Origin of the sequence: Winogradskya humida, from assembly GCF_016862215.1 — a bacterium.
Lineage (GTDB): Bacteria > Actinomycetota > Actinomycetes > Mycobacteriales > Micromonosporaceae > Actinoplanes > Actinoplanes humidus.
The window spans coordinates 1-18,101 of record NZ_BOMN01000072.1; the positions used below are offsets into that span (position 1 = coordinate 1).

General features: G+C 70.0%; 19 protein-coding genes. 8 read left to right on the plus strand and 11 right to left on the minus strand.

Annotation, left to right across the window (positions count from 1 at the left end):
- Positions 1–89 precede the first annotated feature (89 nt).
- Positions 90–1,169 carry a RecB family exonuclease gene (locus tag Ahu01nite_RS26955; RefSeq protein WP_239159172.1) on the plus strand — a complete coding sequence of 360 codons (1,080 nt, stop codon included), beginning with the start codon at positions 90–92 and terminating at the stop codon, positions 1,167–1,169.
- Positions 1,170–1,271: 102 nt separating this feature from the next.
- Here Ahu01nite_RS26955 and Ahu01nite_RS26960 read toward each other — a convergent pair whose 3' ends face one another.
- The gene (locus Ahu01nite_RS26960; protein ID WP_203839432.1) at positions 1,272–1,625 is read right to left on the minus strand and encodes a MerR family transcriptional regulator; all 354 of its coding nucleotides are present in this window, start codon (positions 1,623–1,625) and stop codon (positions 1,272–1,274) included.
- 96 nt (positions 1,626–1,721) lie between these two features.
- On the opposite strand from Ahu01nite_RS26960, the gene Ahu01nite_RS26965 reads away from it, so the two are divergent.
- Positions 1,722–2,153, plus strand: coding sequence for a hypothetical protein (locus Ahu01nite_RS26965; RefSeq protein WP_203839433.1), 432 nt, complete (start codon positions 1,722–1,724; stop codon positions 2,151–2,153).
- A gap of 548 nt (positions 2,154–2,701) precedes the next feature.
- Entirely contained in the window at positions 2,702–3,382 is a 681-nt protein-coding gene (locus Ahu01nite_RS26970; RefSeq protein WP_239159170.1) for a LuxR C-terminal-related transcriptional regulator, read from the plus strand.
- A gap of 24 nt (positions 3,383–3,406) precedes the next feature.
- Here Ahu01nite_RS26970 and Ahu01nite_RS26975 read toward each other — a convergent pair whose 3' ends face one another.
- Both Ahu01nite_RS26975 and Ahu01nite_RS26980 read right to left on the minus strand, forming a co-directional pair.
- Positions 3,407–4,192 carry a DUF4097 family beta strand repeat-containing protein gene (locus Ahu01nite_RS26975; RefSeq protein ID WP_203839435.1) on the minus strand — a complete coding sequence of 262 codons (786 nt, stop codon included), beginning with the start codon at positions 4,190–4,192 and terminating at the stop codon, positions 3,407–3,409.
- A 23-nt stretch (positions 4,193–4,215) separates the two neighbouring features.
- Entirely contained in the window at positions 4,216–4,707 is a 492-nt protein-coding gene (locus Ahu01nite_RS26980) for a toxin-antitoxin system HicB family antitoxin (protein WP_203839436.1), read from the minus strand.
- Positions 4,708–4,907: 200 nt separating this feature from the next.
- Between Ahu01nite_RS26980 and Ahu01nite_RS26985 the strand changes: the two genes are divergently transcribed.
- Both Ahu01nite_RS26985 and Ahu01nite_RS26990 read left to right on the plus strand, forming a co-directional pair.
- Complete coding sequence (locus Ahu01nite_RS26985; RefSeq protein WP_203839437.1) at positions 4,908–5,675, plus strand: ABC transporter ATP-binding protein; 768 nt, start codon at positions 4,908–4,910, stop codon at positions 5,673–5,675.
- Positions 5,675–8,215, plus strand: a complete 2,541-nt coding sequence (locus tag Ahu01nite_RS26990) for an ABC transporter permease (RefSeq protein ID WP_203839438.1) — start codon at positions 5,675–5,677, stop codon at positions 8,213–8,215. Before Ahu01nite_RS26985 ends, Ahu01nite_RS26990 begins: the two co-directional genes overlap by 1 nt.
- Before the next feature lie 279 nt (positions 8,216–8,494).
- Here Ahu01nite_RS26990 and Ahu01nite_RS26995 read toward each other — a convergent pair whose 3' ends face one another.
- The 3 genes from Ahu01nite_RS26995 to Ahu01nite_RS27005 form a co-directional block, all read right to left on the minus strand.
- Positions 8,495–9,766 (minus strand): HNH endonuclease signature motif containing protein, encoded by a 1,272-nt coding sequence (locus tag Ahu01nite_RS26995; protein WP_203839439.1) that lies wholly within the window; start codon positions 9,764–9,766, stop codon positions 8,495–8,497.
- Positions 9,767–10,189: 423 nt separating this feature from the next.
- Entirely contained in the window at positions 10,190–10,909 is a 720-nt protein-coding gene (locus Ahu01nite_RS27000) for an HAD family hydrolase (protein WP_203839440.1), read from the minus strand.
- Positions 10,910–10,968: 59 nt separating this feature from the next.
- The gene (locus tag Ahu01nite_RS27005; RefSeq protein WP_203839441.1) at positions 10,969–11,709 is read right to left on the minus strand and encodes a neutral zinc metallopeptidase; all 741 of its coding nucleotides are present in this window, start codon (positions 11,707–11,709) and stop codon (positions 10,969–10,971) included.
- Positions 11,710–11,884: 175 nt separating this feature from the next.
- Between Ahu01nite_RS27005 and Ahu01nite_RS27010 the strand changes: the two genes are divergently transcribed.
- Both Ahu01nite_RS27010 and Ahu01nite_RS27015 read left to right on the plus strand, forming a co-directional pair.
- Positions 11,885–12,859, plus strand: coding sequence for an aldo/keto reductase (locus Ahu01nite_RS27010; protein WP_203839442.1), 975 nt, complete (start codon positions 11,885–11,887; stop codon positions 12,857–12,859).
- A 19-nt stretch (positions 12,860–12,878) separates the two neighbouring features.
- A complete protein-coding gene (locus Ahu01nite_RS27015) occupies positions 12,879–13,607 on the plus strand; it encodes a YqjF family protein (protein WP_239159171.1) in 729 nt (242 codons plus the stop codon).
- Here Ahu01nite_RS27015 and Ahu01nite_RS27020 read toward each other — a convergent pair.
- Positions 13,553–14,470 (minus strand): TetR/AcrR family transcriptional regulator, encoded by a 918-nt coding sequence (locus tag Ahu01nite_RS27020; protein ID WP_203839443.1) that lies wholly within the window; start codon positions 14,468–14,470, stop codon positions 13,553–13,555. The genes Ahu01nite_RS27015 and Ahu01nite_RS27020 overlap by 55 nt on opposite strands.
- Before the next feature lie 109 nt (positions 14,471–14,579).
- Here Ahu01nite_RS27020 and Ahu01nite_RS27025 point away from each other — a divergent pair, with 109 nt between their 5' ends.
- Complete coding sequence (locus tag Ahu01nite_RS27025; protein WP_203839444.1) at positions 14,580–15,464, plus strand: NADP-dependent oxidoreductase; 885 nt, start codon at positions 14,580–14,582, stop codon at positions 15,462–15,464.
- 42 nt (positions 15,465–15,506) lie between these two features.
- Here the strand turns inward: Ahu01nite_RS27025 and Ahu01nite_RS27030 are convergent, their stop codons facing one another.
- From Ahu01nite_RS27030 to Ahu01nite_RS27045, 4 genes are all read right to left on the minus strand, one after another.
- Positions 15,507–16,130, minus strand: coding sequence for a dihydrofolate reductase family protein (locus Ahu01nite_RS27030; protein WP_203839445.1), 624 nt, complete (start codon positions 16,128–16,130; stop codon positions 15,507–15,509).
- Entirely contained in the window at positions 16,130–16,594 is a 465-nt protein-coding gene (locus tag Ahu01nite_RS27035) for an SRPBCC family protein (protein ID WP_203839446.1), read from the minus strand. Before Ahu01nite_RS27035 ends, Ahu01nite_RS27030 begins: the two co-directional genes overlap by 1 nt.
- Complete coding sequence (locus tag Ahu01nite_RS27040; protein WP_203839447.1) at positions 16,591–16,929, minus strand: ArsR/SmtB family transcription factor; 339 nt, start codon at positions 16,927–16,929, stop codon at positions 16,591–16,593. Before Ahu01nite_RS27040 ends, Ahu01nite_RS27035 begins: the two co-directional genes overlap by 4 nt.
- A gap of 325 nt (positions 16,930–17,254) precedes the next feature.
- Entirely contained in the window at positions 17,255–17,800 is a 546-nt protein-coding gene (locus Ahu01nite_RS27045; RefSeq protein WP_203839448.1) for a hypothetical protein, read from the minus strand.
- Positions 17,801–18,101: the final 301 nt, after the last annotated feature.

The following is an 18,101-nucleotide window of genomic DNA, read 5'->3' on the forward strand; positions in this document are numbered from 1 at the left end:
CTGATCTGCCGCTGGTTTCGGCTGATCTGCCGCTGGTTTCGGCTGATCTGCCGCTGGTTTCGGCTGATCTGCCGCTGGTTTCGGCTGATCTGCCTCCGGAGAGTGCGGGCTCCCCGCTGCCCGGTGTGGCCGGGCCGTCGCTGTCCCCGTCACGCGCCGCCGACTTCAAGACCTGCCCGCTGCTGTTCCGTTACCGCACGATCGACCGCCTCCCCGAGCAGCCCTCCCGCGACCAGGCCCGCGGCACTCTCATCCACGCCGTCCTGGAACGCCTCTTCGACCTCCCCGCCGCCGACCGCACCCCCACCGCAGCCGCCGCCCTGGTCGAGCCCGAATGGCACCGCCTCGTGGAACGCGAGCCCGCCATGTCCGCCCTCTTCGCCACTCCCCCAGCCAGGGACGCAGCATCTCCGGCAGCGACCGGAGATGCTGCTACTGCCGTTGATGCCGGCGCGGCCGTTGATGCTGGCGCGGCCGCAGATGCCGGCGCGGCCGCAGATGCCGGCGCTGCCGCAGATGGTGGCGCTGCCGGGGATTCGGGTTTGCTACCGGGGATGCCGGAGCCCGTGGCGGAGGACGAGGTCGCGCAGCTGGAGGCGTTCCTGGCGGGGGCGGGCCAGCTGCTGGACGGCTACTTCGCGGTCGAGGACCCGCAACGCCTCGAGCCGGCCGAGCGCGAAAGCCTGATCTCCACCCTGATCAACGACGACCTGCTGATCCGCGGCTACATCGACCGCCTCGACGTCTCCCCCGCCGGCGACCTGCGCGTGGTCGACTACAAAACCGGCGGCGCCCCCCGCGAGGCCTTCGAAGGCCGGGCCCTGTTCCAGCTCAAGTTCTACGCCCTGGTCCTCTGGCGCACCCGCGGCGTAGTCCCCCGCGTCCTGCGCCTGCTCTACCTCAAGGACGCCGAAGTCCTCGACTTCAGCCCCGACCCGGACGAGCTCGAACGCTTCGAACGCACCCTCGTAGCCCTCTCCCAAGCCATCGAACGGGCCAAACAGGACAAAGACTTCCGCCCCAAACCAAGCCGCCTCTGCGGCTGGTGCAACCACAAGGCCCACTGCCCCGAATTCGGCGGCACCCTCCTCCCCTACCCCACCCCCACCACCATCCCCGCCCAACCCACCCCCGCCGACGACATCACCGCAGCCCACAACGAGCCCTGACCCCCTCGCCCCCGACCCTGCCTGCCCGCTCGGCTGCTCAGCCGCTCAGCTGCCCGGCTGCTCAGCTTCCCGGCTGCTCAGCTGCCCGACTGCCCGGCTCAGTCAGCTGTGCCTGAGCGGGCAGGCGGTGCCGATGCGGGCGGCCAGGTCGGATCGCAGCGCCTCGAGGGCAGCCATCCGCTCGTCGACCGTGCGCGCTTTCTCAGCCAGCAGCGCGGAAAGCGCCAGGTCCTCATCCGGTGCGCCACGCAGCTGCTCAACGACCTGGGCGATCTCCGCAAGCGAGAACCCCAGCCGCTGCGCGGTGCGAACATGCCGCAACCAGGCCGCAGCCTCCGGCGGATAGTCGCGGTACCCGTTCGCCAGCCGCGTCGCCGTAATAAGCCCAAGCTTCTCGTAGAACCGAATCGTGTCCCTGGTAGCGCCCACCTGCGCGGCCAGCTCACCGATACGCATGACGTTCTCCCCCACGGTCCGGCTTGACCTTGGACCGTACTCCACCCCTTACCGTTCGGGCTCCCCCGTCGTCCCGCCCCAGGCAGGAGCCCAGCAATGAACCATCTCTCCCCACGCTACCGTCAGCTCGTCCGAGCAAGCGCCTGGTACGACCTCATCGTCACCGCAGGCTTCGCCACACCATGGACCTACCTCCTGCTGCACGGCCTGCTGTCCTCAGCCGGTGAAACGTTCGGCGTCCCGCCCCTCCCCACCGCCGCCCCGATGGAGATCCTCTTCGCGAACCTCATGGGATCCGTCGTGGTCATCTGGGCCGCCCTGCGCCTCACCCGCCCACTGCCCACCCACGGCCTCCTCGACGGAATCGCCCGAGCCCTGTTCGCCCTCTGGCAGGGATACGCCCTCACCCAGGGCGTCACACCCCTGCTGTGGCTCTTCCTCACCGCAGAAATCTCATTCGCCATCGCACAACTCGCCCCCTGGCTCCGCACCCGCCCGTCCCTCACCCCCCGACCCACCCCGAACTAACCGCCCCATTCGACCCAGCCCAGCCCGTCCAGCCCGTCCCGTCCAGCCAGCCCAGCCCGTCCAGCCCAGCCCAGCCCAGGTGGGTGGAGCTCTGTCGGATCATGGTCTGTCCCATGCGGAGCTCAGGGTGGGTACAGGGAGGACGTGCGAGGGTCGTGGGGACGGGCTGCGATGAGGTTCGATCGCTTAGGGTGAGCGCCGGGGTGCGGTTCCGGGGGAGGTCGGGCTTGACTGCGAGCGACGGGATTCAGGGCAATGCGGGGGTGGCTGGCCGCCCGAGCAACCCCACCAGCGGCCGAGCCGGAGCCCAACCCGGCAGCCCAGCCGGAGCCCAACCCGGCAGCCCAGCCGGAGCCCAACCCGGCAGCCCAGCCGGCGCTCCAGCCACCGCCCCGACCGGCAACCCAACCACCGCCCCAACCGACGCTCCAACCACCGCCCCAACCGGCAACCCAGCGAGCAGCCCAGCCACCACCTCGAATGGCGGCCCAGCCCGCACCCCAACCGGCGGGCGGGCTGTGCGGGTGTTGCTGGCTCATGATCAGCCGATGTTGCGGGCGGGGCTGCGGGTGGCGCTTGCGGGGGCTGAGGGGCTTGCGGTGGTCGGGGAGGCCGGGGATGGGGTGGAGGCTGTTGATCTGGCTCGGCGGTTGCTGCCTGATGTGGTGGTGATGGAGCTTCGGTTGCCTCGGCTGGATGGGCTGGGGGCTACCCGGGGGATCGTGTTGTCGGGGTTGCCGGTGCGGGTGCTGATCATGGCTGCGGGGTCGCCCGGGAGCGAGGGGCCCGGTGGGCAGCGGGAGGCGGATGAGCAGGCGCTGGGGGCGGTGGCCGCCGGGGCCGCGGGGTATCTCGGTAAGGATGTGCCGGCCGGGGAGCTGGTGGCGGCGATCAGGACCGTGGCTGCCGGTGGGGCGGTGGTGGCTCCGCTGATTCTGGGCAGGTTGCTGAGCCGGTTCGCCGAGTTGTTGCCGGTGGCCGGGGACACGTTGCCGGGCAAGGCGCTCGCGGGGCTGACCGAGCGGGAGCGGGAGGTTCTCGTGCACGTCGCGCGGGGGCATTCGAATGCGGAGATCGCGGTTGCGCTGACCGTCAGTGAGACGACGGTGAAGACGCACGTGGGGCACGTACTGACGAAGTTACGGTTGCGGGATCGGGTGCAGGCTGTAGTCCTCGCGTACGAGACAGGGTTGATCCGGCCCGGCGGTGGAGCCGGACCGGATCGCTGAGGGCCCGATCGCTGAGGGTGGGTGTCACGCAGCTGCCGGGAGGTCTCCCATCGCGCGGTGGACGTCGATGTCGCCACTCGCCGTGCGGATCTTGAGCTCCAGGGTGGCGGCGTTGTCCGGTACGTCCGAGGACATGGCGAGGTCGCTGGAGGTCCTGCCGGAGGCGGTGTCCAGGTCGAGCCAGACGCCCGTGCCGGGGGTCACGCCGACGGTGACGTCGCCTGATGCCGTCTTGAGGACGGCCTTGCCGCGGACGAGCGACCCGACTTCGATGTCGCCCGAGGCAGACTCTGCCTTGAGGGACGCGCCGGCCCGGCGGATCGTAATGTCACCGCTCGCTGTGGTCGCATTGACGTCACTCGTGACGTCACCCACGACGAGCTCGCCCGACGAGGTGTGGATGCGCAGGGAGCCACCCACGCGGTCGGCTGTCAGGTCACCGCTGGCCGATTTGATGTGCGCGTCGCCCGTGACGTGGTCGAGGTGGAGACCGGCCGAGGCTGCGTTGACGTTCGCGGTCGTGTAGCGGCCGGCCAGGCGCAGGTCGGCCGCGGCGGACCTGACGGCGAGGGAGCTGTCGAGCGGCACGCGTACCTTCACGTCGGCTTTTTCTCCGCGACGCCAGCTGAAGCCGCCGCCTTCCGGGCTGTGCACGATCAGGGTGTCGCCGTCCAGGGCGACCGTGAAACGGCCGTCATCGGGAGTGATGTCGACGGTGACGGTGTCGCGCTCCTCGGCGACGACCTCGGCCGTGCCGCGCTGGACCTGCAGGGAGACGGTGACGGGCGTGGAGTGCTGGAACTCGGTCATGACATTTCTTCCCTTCGAAGGGGTCAGGCCTGCGCGAATCCGGTGATCCGGCGGCCTCGGGAGCGGGAATCCGGCTGACGGGCCGGCGGGTTCTGCTGGGTTGCGGCGGCGACCGCACGGACCAGCCAGGAGTTGACGGAGATGCCCTCGGCGGCAGCGGCCTGCTCGGCGTGGGTCTTGAGGGATTCCGGCAGCCGCAGCGTGATGCGGGCGAGGTCGCCGGTGTCGGCGGCGACCGGTTGCGGGGCGAGGGTTGTGGCCGGGGCTTCGGCGGGGGTCTCGCTGACCACGAGGTCGGCCTCGCGGCCGCGGAGCCGGACGTCGACCACCGGGCCCTGGAGCCGGGTGGTGATCTCCGCCGCCGCGTCGGACAGGGCTTCGAGCAGGACGAGCCGCACCGACGATTCGAGGGCCGAGCCCAGCAGTTCCGCGGCCCGGGTGGTGTCCGGGCCGCCCGGGGCGGCGGCTGCCGCGAGGTCGTCCCGCAGCGATTCGAGGTACGGCGTCAGGTCCATGACACCACTATGACGTCGTAGTAACGCCTGTCAACGTCACCGTGATGTCAGAGTGCGATCTCCGGGGTAACCCTGAGCCGGACTGGGTGGGCACCCCCAGCGAATCTCCGCGTACCGCTCCGCCCCTGGACGGACGAATGCAGCAGCTGGCGCCGAAAGACTGAGCTGGTTATCCACAGAGAGACATTGGGGGACGGACAGTGACACCGACGACGACCGGCGAAGCCATTGCGGCACGGGCCGACGAGGTCTGGAAGGTGTACGGCTCGGGTGAGGCGCGGGTCGTCGCGCTACGCGGGGTGAGCGCCAGTTTCGGGCAGGGGCGCTTCACCGCGATCATGGGCCCGTCCGGCAGCGGGAAGTCGACACTCATGCACTGCCTGGCGGGCCTGGACACCGTCGACCGCGGATCTGTGCACATCGGGGGTACACAGGTCAGCGGGCTCGGCGACAAGGCGCTCACCCGCTTGCGCCGCGACCGGGTCGGGTTCATCTTCCAGCAGTTCAACCTGCTGCCGACGCTGAGCGCCGCGGAGAACATCAAGCTGCCGCTCGACATCGCCGGCCGCAAGCCCGATCCGCAGTGGTGGGACGTCGTCATCGACACCGTGGGGCTGCGCGACCGGCTCTCGCACCGGCCCAGCCAGCTCTCCGGCGGCCAGCAGCAGCGGGTGGCGTGCGCCCGGGCGCTGGTGGCGCGGCCCGACGTCATCTTCGCCGACGAGCCCACCGGCAACCTCGACTCGCGCTCCGGCGCCGAGGTGCTCTCGTTCCTGCGCGCCAGCGTGCGCGAACACCGCCAGACCATCGTGATGGTGACCCACGACCCGGTCGCCGCGAGCTACGCGGACCGGGTCGTCTTCCTGGCCGACGGCGAGTTCGTCGACGAACTGCACGACCCGACCGCCGAGACCGTGCTCGACACGATGAAGCGGCTGGACACGTACGGCGAGCCGGTGATGATCTGATGCTGCGCGCCACGCTCAAGAGCCTGCTGGCCAGAAAACTGCGGCTCATCCTGTCGGGGCTGGCCGTCGTGCTGGGCGTCATGTTCGTCGCCGGCGCGTTCGTGGTCACCGACACGCTGGGCCGCTCCTTCGACGGGCTGTTCGCCGACGCCTACTCCACGACGGACGTCGGCGTCACCGCTGTCCCCAAGGTCGCCGTCGACGAGGTCGACGGCGAGGAGGTGCCCACTCCCCTGCCTGCGGTCACGCTTGACACGATCAAGAGCATTCCCGGCGTACGTGTGGCAACCGGTCTGTCCGAAGCGGACGGCGCCCGTGTCATCGGCAGCGACGGGAAGGTCCTCACCTCCGTCGGACCGCCGCGCATGGGCACGGCGTGGACCGGCGAGGACGGCCTGCTCGAACTGCGCCAGGGGCGGGGACCCACCGCGGACGACGAGATCGCGGTCAACGCCGCGGTCGCGAAGGCGGCCGGCATCAAGCTCGGCGACCGTGTCGGGGTGCTGACCCTCGAACCGAAGAAGGAATTCACGCTGGTCGGCGTGTGGGGGTACAGCGGCGACCGCGACAGCCTCGGCGGCGTCCAGGAGGTGGCGTTCACCGGGCCGGTCGCGCAGAAGCTGATGCTCGGGCGTACGGGCATCTTCAGCTCGATCCGCGTCGAGGCCGCCGCCGGAGTGACGCCTGAGCAGTTGCGTGACGACGTCGCGGCGGCGCTCGGCAGCGGCTACAAGGTCCGCACCGGCGAGCAGATGGCGCAGGACAACGCCGCCGGCCTGAAGGAGGGCCTCAGCTTCGTCAACCAGATCCTGCTCGGGTTCGCGGGCGTCGCGCTGTTCGTCGGCGTCTTCCTGATCCTCAACACCTTCTCGATCATCGTGGCGCAGCGCACCCGCGAACTCGCCCTGATGCGCGCTCTCGGCGCCGGTCGCCGCCAGGTGATCACCTCGGTCATGGTGGAGGCCGTCGTCATCGGCCTGCTCGCCTCGATCCTCGGTCTCGCCGCCGGCGTGGGCGTCGGCGCCCTGCTGACCAAGCTGTTCGACGCGTTCGGGGGCGGCGGGCTGCAACTGGCCCCCGTCGGCGTACCGCTCGCGGCCGTGATCAGCTCCTTCACGGTGGGCCTCGTCGTCACCGTGGTCGCGGCGGTCCTCCCGGCGCTGCGCGCGTCGCGCATCGCCCCGATCGCAGCCATGCAGGACGTGGCCACCCCGGATCGCCCGCTGACCGCCATCAGCATCGCCGGTGGAGCCGTCACGGCCGCCGGCGCCGCGGCCCTGGGCACCGGCCTGTTCGCCGACGCCGGCAGCGCGGACCTGTGGCTCATCCTCGGCGGCGTCCTGGTCACCTTCATCGGCGTCGCCCTGCTCACCCCGCTGATCAGCCGCCCGGTCATCAGCGTGCTCGGCCGCCTCTTCTCCTGGTCCCTGCCGGGCCGCCTCGGCCGGCTCAACTCGGCCCGCAACCCGCGCCGCACCGCGATCACCGCAGCCGCCCTCATGGTCGGCATCGCCCTGGTCACCGGAGTCACCGTCGTCATGGACTCCGCCAAGAGCAGCCTGCGCGCCGAAGCCGCCCGCGTCCTCAAAGCCGAGATCATCATCAGCGGCGACCAGAACGGCCCCCGCCCGCCGACCTACGACCCGGCCGTCGTCACCTCCGCCGCCGCCATCCCCGGGGTACGCGCGGCAGCGGCCCTCTGGAACGACCAGGTCTCCATCAACGGCGCCAAGACCTGGGTGGACGCAGCCGACGACCTGTCCCAGCTCGCGACGGCGTTCGGCGCCGGCCCGACCGCCGCACTCGCGGCGGACCAGATCGCGGTCAGCCAGCCGAAGGCCACCGAGGAGGGCTGGAAAACCGGTTCCCAGGTCACCATCCAGGCCTCCCGCGGCGACCCCCGCACCTACACGGTCGTGGCCGTCTACGCGGAGGACTCCCTGCCCGGCAGCATCATGATGCCGGCCGCGGCCACCAAGGACTTCGGCATCACCCAGCCGATACTCGGCTTCGTCCGCCTCGACCCGGGCACCACCGTCGACGCCGTGCTCCCGCAGATCAAAACGCTCCTCGCGGACAGCCCGGAGGTATCAGCCACCGACGCCAACGCCTTCGTCGAGCAACAGGTCTCCACCTTCGACACCATCATCACCATGATCCAGGTCCTCCTGGCCCTGGCCATCCTGATCGCCGTCCTCGGCGTCATCAACACCCTCGCCCTGTCCGTCCTCGAACGAACCCGCGAACTCGGCCTCCTCCGAGCCGTCGGCCTCGGCCGGGCCCAGACCATGCGCATGATCACCGTCGAAGCCGTCGTCATCTCGGTCTTCGGCGCCCTCCTGGGCGTCGTCGTCGGAGCCGGCCTCGGCACCGCGGTCACCCGGGCCCTGGAGAACGACGGAATCACCGAACTGGTCCTGCCCTGGTCCCGAATGGCAACATATCTGCTGCTGGCAGCCCTGGTCGGAGTAATCGCAGCAGTCATCCCAGCCATCCGCGCCGCCCGCCTGAACATCCTGGGCGCCATCGCCCACGACTGACCGCCCCCACGACTGACGACCCACGACTGACCGCCCAGCCCAGCCACGACCCCGAACCGGCCGCCCAGCCTCGAACGCAAGCTGGTCGCCCAGTCATCGAGCTGGTCGCCCAGTCGCGCAGACAAGCTGGTCGCGCAGACAAGCTGGTCGCCGCGTCATGTAGACAGGCTGGTCGCCGCGTCATGTAACCAAGCTGGTCGCCCAGTCGTGTACCCGAGCTGAATCGCCCGGTTCTGTGCTTGCAGCGAAGTACAGGGCCGGGCTGCACGCGGGTACGCGCTATTGGCGTTGGTGGTAGAGGTTTCGCTGGGGTTGTCGGGTGGGGTCGATGTGGGGTGGTGGGATGAACTCGGGTCGTTGGTCGGGTCCGAGTTGGATGTGCCAGCCTGCGGTCGCGTCGTGGATGAGTTGGTGGTGCTGGCGGCAGAGCAGGGCGAGGTTGTCGAGGTTGGTGGGGCCGCCGTCTGCCCAGTGCCACAGGTGGTGGCCGTCGGTCCATCGGGGCGGGCGATCGCACCCTGGGAACGTGCAGCCGCGATCGCGGATGTGGAGGGCGCGGCGGATGGCGCCGGTCGCGTTACGTCGGCGTCGGCCTGCGTTGAGGATTTGGCCTTGTCCGCCGAGGATGACGGGCAGGATCCGGGCGTCGCAGGCGAGCCGCCGGGTCGTTTCGGCCGACAAGCGCTGGCCGCTGTCGGTGGTGCCGCCGCCCAGGGTTTGGGTGAGCGGGTCGTAGGCGACGGTGACCGACAGTTGGGGTGGTTCGCCGCCGTCGACGGGGAGTTCGGTGGTGCGTAGCGCCAACCGGCAGATGTCGATCAGGGCGTCGACGCGCTGTTGTGGCGGGGTTCGTGTGTCTTTCGGGTCGGGCTGGCACAGGGGGTGCAGGGCGGCGTGGACGATGGCGGCGTCTTCGATGCCGAGGGTGCCGGAGATGCGGACTGTGCCGTTGAGGGGCATCGAGAGGGTGAGGCCGCGGCGTTTGCGGGCGCGGGCTTCCTGGCGGGCCAGAGCAGTCTGGTCGGCGCGGTCGGCGAGTTCGGGGGCGATGTGGTCGAGGATGCGTTCTCCGACGCGGCGGAGTTGGTAGGCGGGTAGCTGCCCGGCCAGGTCGATCATCGCGGTTTCGGCGTCCTGCATGATCTGGGCGCTGTCGATGGGGCCGTCGAGGGTGGCGAGGTCGTCGGGGATGGTGTCAAGGGTGGTGGCGATGACGGCGGCCTGGCGCACGTCGGCATGACCGTTGAGGACCACCTGCCGGATGTTTGGATGCTGCAGTGCGGTGGCTTGGGCCGTGAGGTCCCGGGCCGGTTGCGGGTCGAGCAGCAGCAGGGAGCGTAGCCAGCCGGCGGTGGAGCGATGTCCCTGCGCCACGGGGATGCCACGGTTGACGGCCTCGTGGACCAGGCGTGCCTGAAGGACGAGTATTGCCTGTTCGGCGCGTCGCGCCGAGTGCAGCGCGTCGGTCAGGTCGGCGTCGGTCAGTTGCCACAGCGGAGCCGCGGCGAGCACCGCCGCGTCATCTCCGAGTTGCTGCACCTGCGCCAACATGAGCACGATTATCGAACACACGTACGACATTTTCCGCCACCCGACGGCGGCTTGAAGATCGACATTCATTATCTGAAACCGGCGCGAGGGTGTGCCGCCTCGCCTCCCTGGTCGCAGCAGCCCCAGACCCACGGCAAGGGCACAGGTGTCGGAAGCCCCTGGCCCCGAGCCTGCGGCCGCGGCCGATCCGGGAGCCGGTCGGAGCGGACGTACAGGGAAGCCGTACTGCTGCGCTCGCCTACTTTCCCGCCCGCCCAGGTCGTATCCCGCCGAGCATGCCGGCCCGGAGACAGCACTACCGCTCAGAGGCCGGCGAGGACAGACCAGCGGCAAGAGGCAGTGGGAAGGCCGACGGGAAGAGGCCAGCAGGGAGAGGCAGTGGGAAGGCCGGCGGGAAGAGGCCAGGTGGGAAAGGCAGTGGGGTCAGGCTGGGATTTCGGTGAAGAGGGTGCCCAGGAAGGCCGGGTCGACGCCGACGAGGGTGTCGCGGAGGTGGACGCCGTCAGTGGCGGGAAGCTCCAGCTCTGCGGGGACGGCCAGGACGGCTGCGCCGGAGGCGAGGGCGCTGGTCATGCCGGTGAGGGAGTCCTCGATGGCGACGCATTCGGCGATCTTCACGCCGAGGAGGTCGGCGGCCGTACGGTAGGGGGCGGGGTCGGGTTTGGGGGCGGAGACCTCGTCGCCGCAGACGATGACGTCGAAGTTCTCGCGGCCGAGGGTGTTGAGGGCTACTTCGACGAGGCGGCGGCCGGTGGAGGTCACCAGGGCGGTGGGCAGGCCTGCGGCGCGGACGGCGAGGAGGAGCTCCAGGGCTCCCGGGCGCCAGATCAGGCCATCGGCGAAGAGCTGCTCGACGCGGTGTTCGAGCCAGGCGACGTCGGCGGGTTCGTCGCGGTCGGGCTGGCCCAGGTCGTCGCGGAGGATGCGCATGGTGGTGGCCATGGCGCTGCCGATCATCGCGAGGCGGGCGGACTCGGAGAGCGTGCCACCGGCGTGGGCGGCCAGCTCGTACAGGGCTATGTCCCAGACCTTCTCGCTGTCGACGAGCGTGCCGTCCATGTCGAAGAGGACCGCGGCGGGTTGTCGTGATGTCAGGGCGAGCCTCCTGAGCGCGTACCGGAAAGAGCGTGCACCGAAAGCCATTCTCCCCTGCCGGGACCACCCGCGAGGCCCGGTGTGACCCGCCTCCCCTGTGAAATTGCTCAGCCGAGTTCGCAGGGCGTGAGGGAATCCTCGTAGCCGCCCTTGAACGCCTTCGTGCGCTGGCGGGCGGTGCCGTGGGCGCCCTCGGCGAACCAGGGCTGACCGGGGTCGTCGCCGACCGCTTCCAGACCGGCGGCGAGTTCGTCCAGGTCGCCGTCCTCGAGGCGCAGGCGGCCCGCTTTCTCCTCGTCACCGATATAGGCGCCGGCCATGCAGTCGGCCTGCAGTTCCTGCTCGATCGTGAACTCTTTCTGAATGTTGAGGCGGCGCTGGATGGCATGCGCGTACTCGTGGCCCAGGAGGTAGAAGATAAAGGCGTCGCCGATCTGGCGGAAGGCGGCGAAGGACCAGTTCACGTCGTACGCGATGAAGTCGCCGGCGGAGCAGTAGGCGGCGTTGTTGAGTCCCAGTGCCTGACTGCCACAATCAACTTCACCTTCTTTGTCGTACGGAATCAGCTCGGCGATCGGCTGAAAGTCGATTCCTGACTTGTCGAACTGCGCCTTCCAGTACTCCTCCGCGATCGAGCGCGCGTCCCCGATGTCGGACTGGAATTCCTCCACGGTGTCCGTACCGTCGACGTCCGGGTCCAGGGGTTCCGGTTTGGTCGTCGTCGTCGCGGCCCGGGGGCGCTGCCCGGCCGGTTCGTCGGCCTGCGGCACGGAGACGCAGCCGAGGGCGATGAGGGCCGCGCCGGCCAGGGCCGGGATCATGAGACGGTTGCGGTGCGGCACCGGCATGCGGTTCCTCCGAGGGGCTGGCGTGACCGGGGTGACATCCACGATACGGAAACGGGCCCACCCGCGGATGAGGGTGTGTGGCGCTGGCCACTGCGGACGCCCGGGCGAGTCGTGACGGCCGGGCGTACCTTTCGAAGCGGTTCCTCCCCGGGCAGGCCCACGAAGGAGACGCTCCATGAAGCAGGTGTCGCTGGCAGGTCTCGACGTGTCCCGCATCGGGCTGGGCTGCATGGGCATGTCCGCCTTCTACACAGGTAAGAACACCGATGAGGCCGAGTCGATCCGCACGATCCATCGGGCCGTCGAGCTCGGTGTGACACTCTTTGACACGGCTGAACGCTACGGACCGTTCACCAACGAGGAGCTGGTCGGGCGCGCGCTCGCCGGGCACCGCGACGACGTCGTGATCGCTTCGAAATTCGGACTGATGTCTCACCGTACGGGTGACAGCGGCCGCAGCATCGACGGTCACCCGGACAACCTGCGCACCGCGCTGGACGGCTCCCTCAAGCGTCTCGGCGTCGACCACATCGACCTGTATTACCAGCACCGCATGGACCCGGCCGTCCCGATCGAGGACACCGTCGGCGCCCTCGCCGACCTCGTGCAGGACGGCAAGATCCGCCACATCGGCCTGTCGGAAGCCGCGCCGGAGACCATCCGCCGCGCCCACGCCGTCCACCCGATCACCGCGGTCCAATCCGAATATTCACTGTGGACCCGCGACCCGGAGGCCGAGGTCCTGCCGACCCTGCGCGCCCTGGGCATCGGCTTCGTGCCCTACTCCCCGCTCGGCCGCGGCTTCCTGACCGGCGCGATCACCACGCCGGCAGACTTCGACGACAACGACTCCCGCAAGGGCCAGCCCCGTTTCCAGGGCGACAACTTCACGGCCAACCTGCGCATCGTCGACGAGGTGAGATCGGTCGCCACCGAGGCGGGCGTCACCCCCGCCCAGGTGGCGCTGGCGTGGGTGCTGACCAGAGGCGACGACATAGCCCCGATCCCGGGCACCAAACGGGTGGGTCGCCTCGAGGAGAACCTCGCCGCCGACACGCTGACCCTGACCGAGACCCAGCTGGCCCGTCTGACCGCGATCGAGCCCCCAACCGGTGCCCGCTACGCGGACATGTCCGTCATCGGTCGCTGAGAGGCCCATGATGGGCGGTGTGCGGATCGAAGATGTGACCCCGGAGACAGTCCGGCCGGTGCGGCGGTCATGGCTGGTACAGAGTTGGCGCGACCTGGCTTTCCTGCACTGGGCTGTGCCGCCGGCCCTCGTCGCGCCGTTGCTGCCACGCGGCACCGAGCCGGACACGTTCGACGGGATGACGTATGTGGGGCTGATCGGCTTCCGGATGGAGGGGCTCGGTCCGCTGCGCGGTCCCGGCCTGCCCTACCTGGGCACGTTCTGCGAGACGAACGTGCGCCTCTACAGCGTCGACGACCAGGGTCGCCGCGCGGTCGTGTTCCGGTCACTGGACGCCGAGCGGCTCATCCCGGTGCTGACGGCGCAGGCAACGCTGCGGCTCCCGTACAAATGGTCCCGCATGCGGCTGGAGAAGGACGGCGACCTGGTGCGCTACACGAGCCGCCGGCGCCCATCCGGCCCGTCATCGTCCTTTTCAGTACGCGTAGGAGCGCCGCACCCCACCCCCACACCCCTCGAGCACTTCCTGACCGCCCGCTGGGGCCTGCACACCCGCGCCTGGGGCCGCACGATCCACCTCCCCAACGAGCACCCCCAGTGGCCCCTGCACCACGCCGACCTGGTCGACCTCAACGACGGCCTGATCGAAGCAGCCGGCCTGCCCCACCAGACCCGCCCACCGGACAGCGTCCTCTACTCCCCCGGCGTCCCCGTCACCTTCGGCGGCCCAGCAGTCGCCGCCCCCTGACCCCCCGAGGCACCACCCCGAGCGCCGACCGGGACACCGGCTGGGACACCGGCCTGGCTGCCGGCTGGGGCACCGGCCTGGCCACTGCCTGAGACATCGGCCCGGCCGTCGGCTGGAGCACCGGCCTGGCCGTCGGCTGGAGCACCGGCCTGGCTGCTGGCTGGGACATCGGCCCGGCCTCTGCCTGGGACATCGGCCTGGCTGCCGGCTTGGGCACCGGCCTGGCCACTGCCTGGGGCACCGGCCTGGCCACTGCCTGGGACACCGGCCTGGCCGTTGGCTCGGGCGGCGGCTGGGTAGGCCTCCCAGGCGGCGGCGATCATGGTGAAGACCTCGTCGACGGCGGCTTGCGGGTCGGGGGCCTCACGGGCGACGGCGAAAGCGTCGATCGTGAACCGGGCGATCGCGCGGCAGGCTGTGCTGGCCGGCGGCAGGCCGAGGTCGGCGGCGATGGCGGTGGCCAGGGATTCCGCGTGGCGCAGGCGCATCGACTCCTCATAGTCCCGCAGGGCCGGCGAGTCGTCGATCATGCGCCAGGTCGGGGCGGTGCTGTCCGCCGTGCAATGACGCACCAGGGCGTGGATCTCGTGGCGTAGCGCGGGAATCAACGGCTCGTGCGGCGCCCGGCCCGTGACCGCGAGGATGAGCCGTTGCTCGAAGTCCTCGTCCAGCTCGAACACCAGGGCCTCTTTCGAGGCGAAGTGGGTGAAGACCGTGGCGACGGCCACGTCGGCCTCCGCGGCGACGTCCCGGATGCCGACCGCGTCGTAGCCGCGCGCGAGGAAGAGCCGCATCGCGGTGTCGGCGATCCGCTGGCGGGTGGCGGCCTTCTTGCGCTCGCGGCGTCCGGTCGGCGCAGTCATCCCGCGATGCTAGTCGCTGCGGTCATCTCCCGATCCTAGCTATCTAACACCACCACCTCCAAAGTTAGAGCTGTTGTATAAATAGAACTGTTCTGGTTATGGTCCTGGCATGAAGAGAATCAGCTTCGCCGAGTTCGGCGGTCCGGACGTTCTGCGGCTCGAGGACAGCGAGGACCCCCATGCGGGACCGGGCCAGATCCGCGTCGCGGTGCGGGCGGCGGGCGTGAACCCTGCCGACTGGCGGAACCGCGAGGGGCAGCTGCACGCGATCGCACTGCCCTCCGGGATCGGCCAGGACGCCTCCGGAGTGGTGGACGAGATCGGCCCGGGCGCTGCGGGAGTCGAGATCGGCGACCACGTGTTCGGCAGAGGCTCGGACACGTACGCCGAGTTCGCCGTGTTGTCCGCCTGGGCGCGGATGCCCGAGGGGCTGACGTTCGAGGAGGCGGCGGGGTACCCGTCCGTGGTGGAGACCGCGTTGCGGATCATGGGCGAGACCGGCGTGCAGCCCGGGCAGACGCTGTTGGTCAGCGGCGCGTCCGGCGGGGTCGGGTCGGCGGTGCTGCAGATCGCTCGCGAGCGGGGCGTCACGGTGATCGGGACTGCCGGGGCCGCGAACCAGAACTACCTGCGTAGCCTGGGCGCCGTCGCTACGACGTACGGCGAGGGGTGGGCCGACCGGGTGCGCGAGCTCGGCCGGGTTGATGCGGCTCTCGATCTGGCCGGCGCGGGGGTGATTCGCGAGCTTGTCGAACTGACCGGGGATCCGCGGCGGGTGATCTCCATCGCCGATCTTGGCGCGCCGGAGCTCGGTGTGCGGTTCTCCGGCGTGACCGGGGACGTGCCGGCGGCGCTCGCCGAGGCCGCCCGGCTCATCGCGCGGGGCGCGCTGCACATCCCGGTCGAGAAGGCGTACCCGCTCGCCGGGGCCGCCGCCGCGCAGATCGACAGCCACGCCGGCCACACCCGCGGCCGCCGGGTAATCATCATGTGAACCCGTCCGTCGCCCGGCGGACCAGCACCGCGTGGCGGGTGGTCAAGTCGCGGGCTGGTCCAGGGCGAAGGAGCCGGGCACGATCTCACCGGCGGGAACGTACGTGCTGAAGGTCACGCCGGTGGACATCGACTCGGTGCGCGTCAGGCGCAGGTCACCCGGAATCGTCCCCTGAGCGAACAGGCGTTTGCCCGAGCCGAGCAGCACCGGGAAGGTCCACAACCCGAACTCGTCGATCAGGCCGTGGTGCAGCAGGGTCTGGATCAGGTCGCCGCTGCCGTGCACCTGCAGGTCCGGGCCGTCACCGGCCTTGAGCTCCGCGACGGCCGCCGGCACGTCGGCGCCGAGCAGGACCGACTTGTCCCAGCTGAGGGTGGGCGTGCCGCGCGACGCCACGTACTTGGTGGCGTTGTTGAGCGGGCCCGACCCCAGCTCCTCCGAGGTGTGCGGCCAGTGGGCGGCGAAGATGTCGTACGTGCGGCGGCCGAGGAGCAGGTCGAACGGTTCCGTCATCACCGCCGACATCAGCTCGTTCATCCGGTCGTCCCAGTAGTTGACGGACCAGCCGCCGTACGCGAAGCCTGCGTCTTTGTCCTCGTCGGGGGCTCCGGGGGCCTGCATGATGCCGTCCAGGCTGAGGAAGGTGTTGATCAGCAGTTTGCGCATCAGCGGTCTCCGCCCACCAGAGCGAGCACCTTGTCGAGCTTGGTGAAGGAGCTGTTCCAGCCGGCGCCCGATTCGGTCACCCAGTCGCCCGGGTAGGGGCCGTGGGTGAGAATCATCCGGGTACGCCCGTCCGGCTCGTCGTGGAACTCGACTCGCAGGTGGAGCAGGTCGCCGGGGAAGTCGGTCATCGCGGTCATGTCCTCCTCCGCGACGATCAGCTCGTTCTCGACGAGCTCGGTGAAGTGCGCGTCGACCAGGGCGGTCTGGGCGGCGTCGGCGTCGTTGACCATCGTGAAGCGCTGGTGCCCGCCGGGCCGGTTGTCGACGTCGACGCCGTCGCGGGGCACGGACCAGCCGACCGGGCCGAACCACTGCGCGAGCTGGTCGGGGTCGGTGAACGCCCGGTAGACCAGGTGCCGGGGCGCGTCGAAGATCCGGGTGATGACAAGGTCGCGGTCGCTCATTGTTTCTTCTCCTCGGATTGAATGCGTTGCAGGTGGGCGTCGAGGCGGGTGAAGCTCTCGTCCCAGAACCGCCGGTAACGGTCCATCCACGCGGTCGCCTCGCGCAGGGGTTCGGCCCGCAGGCTGCTGGAGCGCCACTGGGCCGTGCGGCTGCGGGTGATCAGGCCGGCGTGTTCGAGCACCTTCAGGTGCCGGGAGATCGCCGGGAGACTGATGGAGAACGGCTCGGCGAGCTCGTTCACGGTCGCGTCACCCTCGGCGAGACGGGCCAGAATCGCCCGGCGGGTCGGGTCGGCCAGGGCCGCAAAAATCGTGCTGAGCCGGTCGGTCGTCACTGCGCGCTACCCGTCACTGCTTGTTGTCCGTCACTGCTTGTTGTTGATCACTGTTCGTTGCCGGTCGCTGTTTAACACCTTCGTTAATTAACGTACGCGTTAAACATAGGACGCGTCACCCCGCCGGTCAAGCCACGGGGCCAAGCGACGTAACCAGACGGCGTGGCCAGACGACAGAGCCACGCGACCGAGGGTCAGACGAACGAGGCCAGACAGGCCAGGGCCAGAGCCAGGGCCAGACGGGTCTTGGTCCGACGGGTCTTGGCCTGACGGGCCAGGCGAGCCAGGGCCAGCACCAGACGAGCCAGGGTCAGACAGGCCAGGGTCAGACGCGTGACGGGATGCGGCGGTGGAGTTCTGCGAGGAGGGTGGTGGGGCCGGGGGACATCAGGCCGACGTCGAGGAGGAAGGCGGGGCCGGATTCGCGGCGCAGGGTTCGGGGGCGGCGGCCGGGGCCGGGGAGTTCGGTGACCTGGCTCATTGCCGTTGGGGTGATGACCAGTTCGGTGAACGGGCCCCAGCGGCGCAGGCCCACCGAGGCGATCGCGGACCAGGGTAGGTGGACGCCGCGGCGGCCGGTGGCGCCGAACTCCAGGCCTTTCATGGAGCTCTTGAGCCAGCCGAAGCGGTTCCAGGCGACCAGGACGACCAGGCCGGCCGCGACCACGGGTACGACGAGCAGGCTCTCGGCAATGGTGACGATGTCGGCCGCCGTGGGGCGGATGCCGAGCGCGAGCAGGAGCAGCACGTAGAGGCCGCGGCACAGCAGCCAGACCAGGGCGATCACCCAGAGCATCGTGACGAAGACCATGCCCCGGGGCTGGAAGAAGGTGGTCGCGTCCTCGCCGACCTCCAGTGGATGATCATGCACCCCACCAGTGTGCCCGAAATGTCCCCTCGGCACCCCCAGAACGAGGCGGGCGCGAAGGCGGGCGCGACGGTGAAGGCGGGCGCGAAGCCTGTGCGGAAGGAAACGCGGAAGGAAGGGGTGGGGCGAGCGGAAAGAGCGGGAGGAAAAGAGAGCGATCGGGCGGGTGAGACAAAGCGGCCGCCCGGCGCAGGTGCACCGGGCGGCCAGAAAAGCGGGGTGGAGCGGAGAAGCGGGGTGGAGCGGAGAAGCGGGGTGGAGCGGAGAAGCGGGGTGGAGCGGAGAAGCGGGGTGGAGCGGAGAA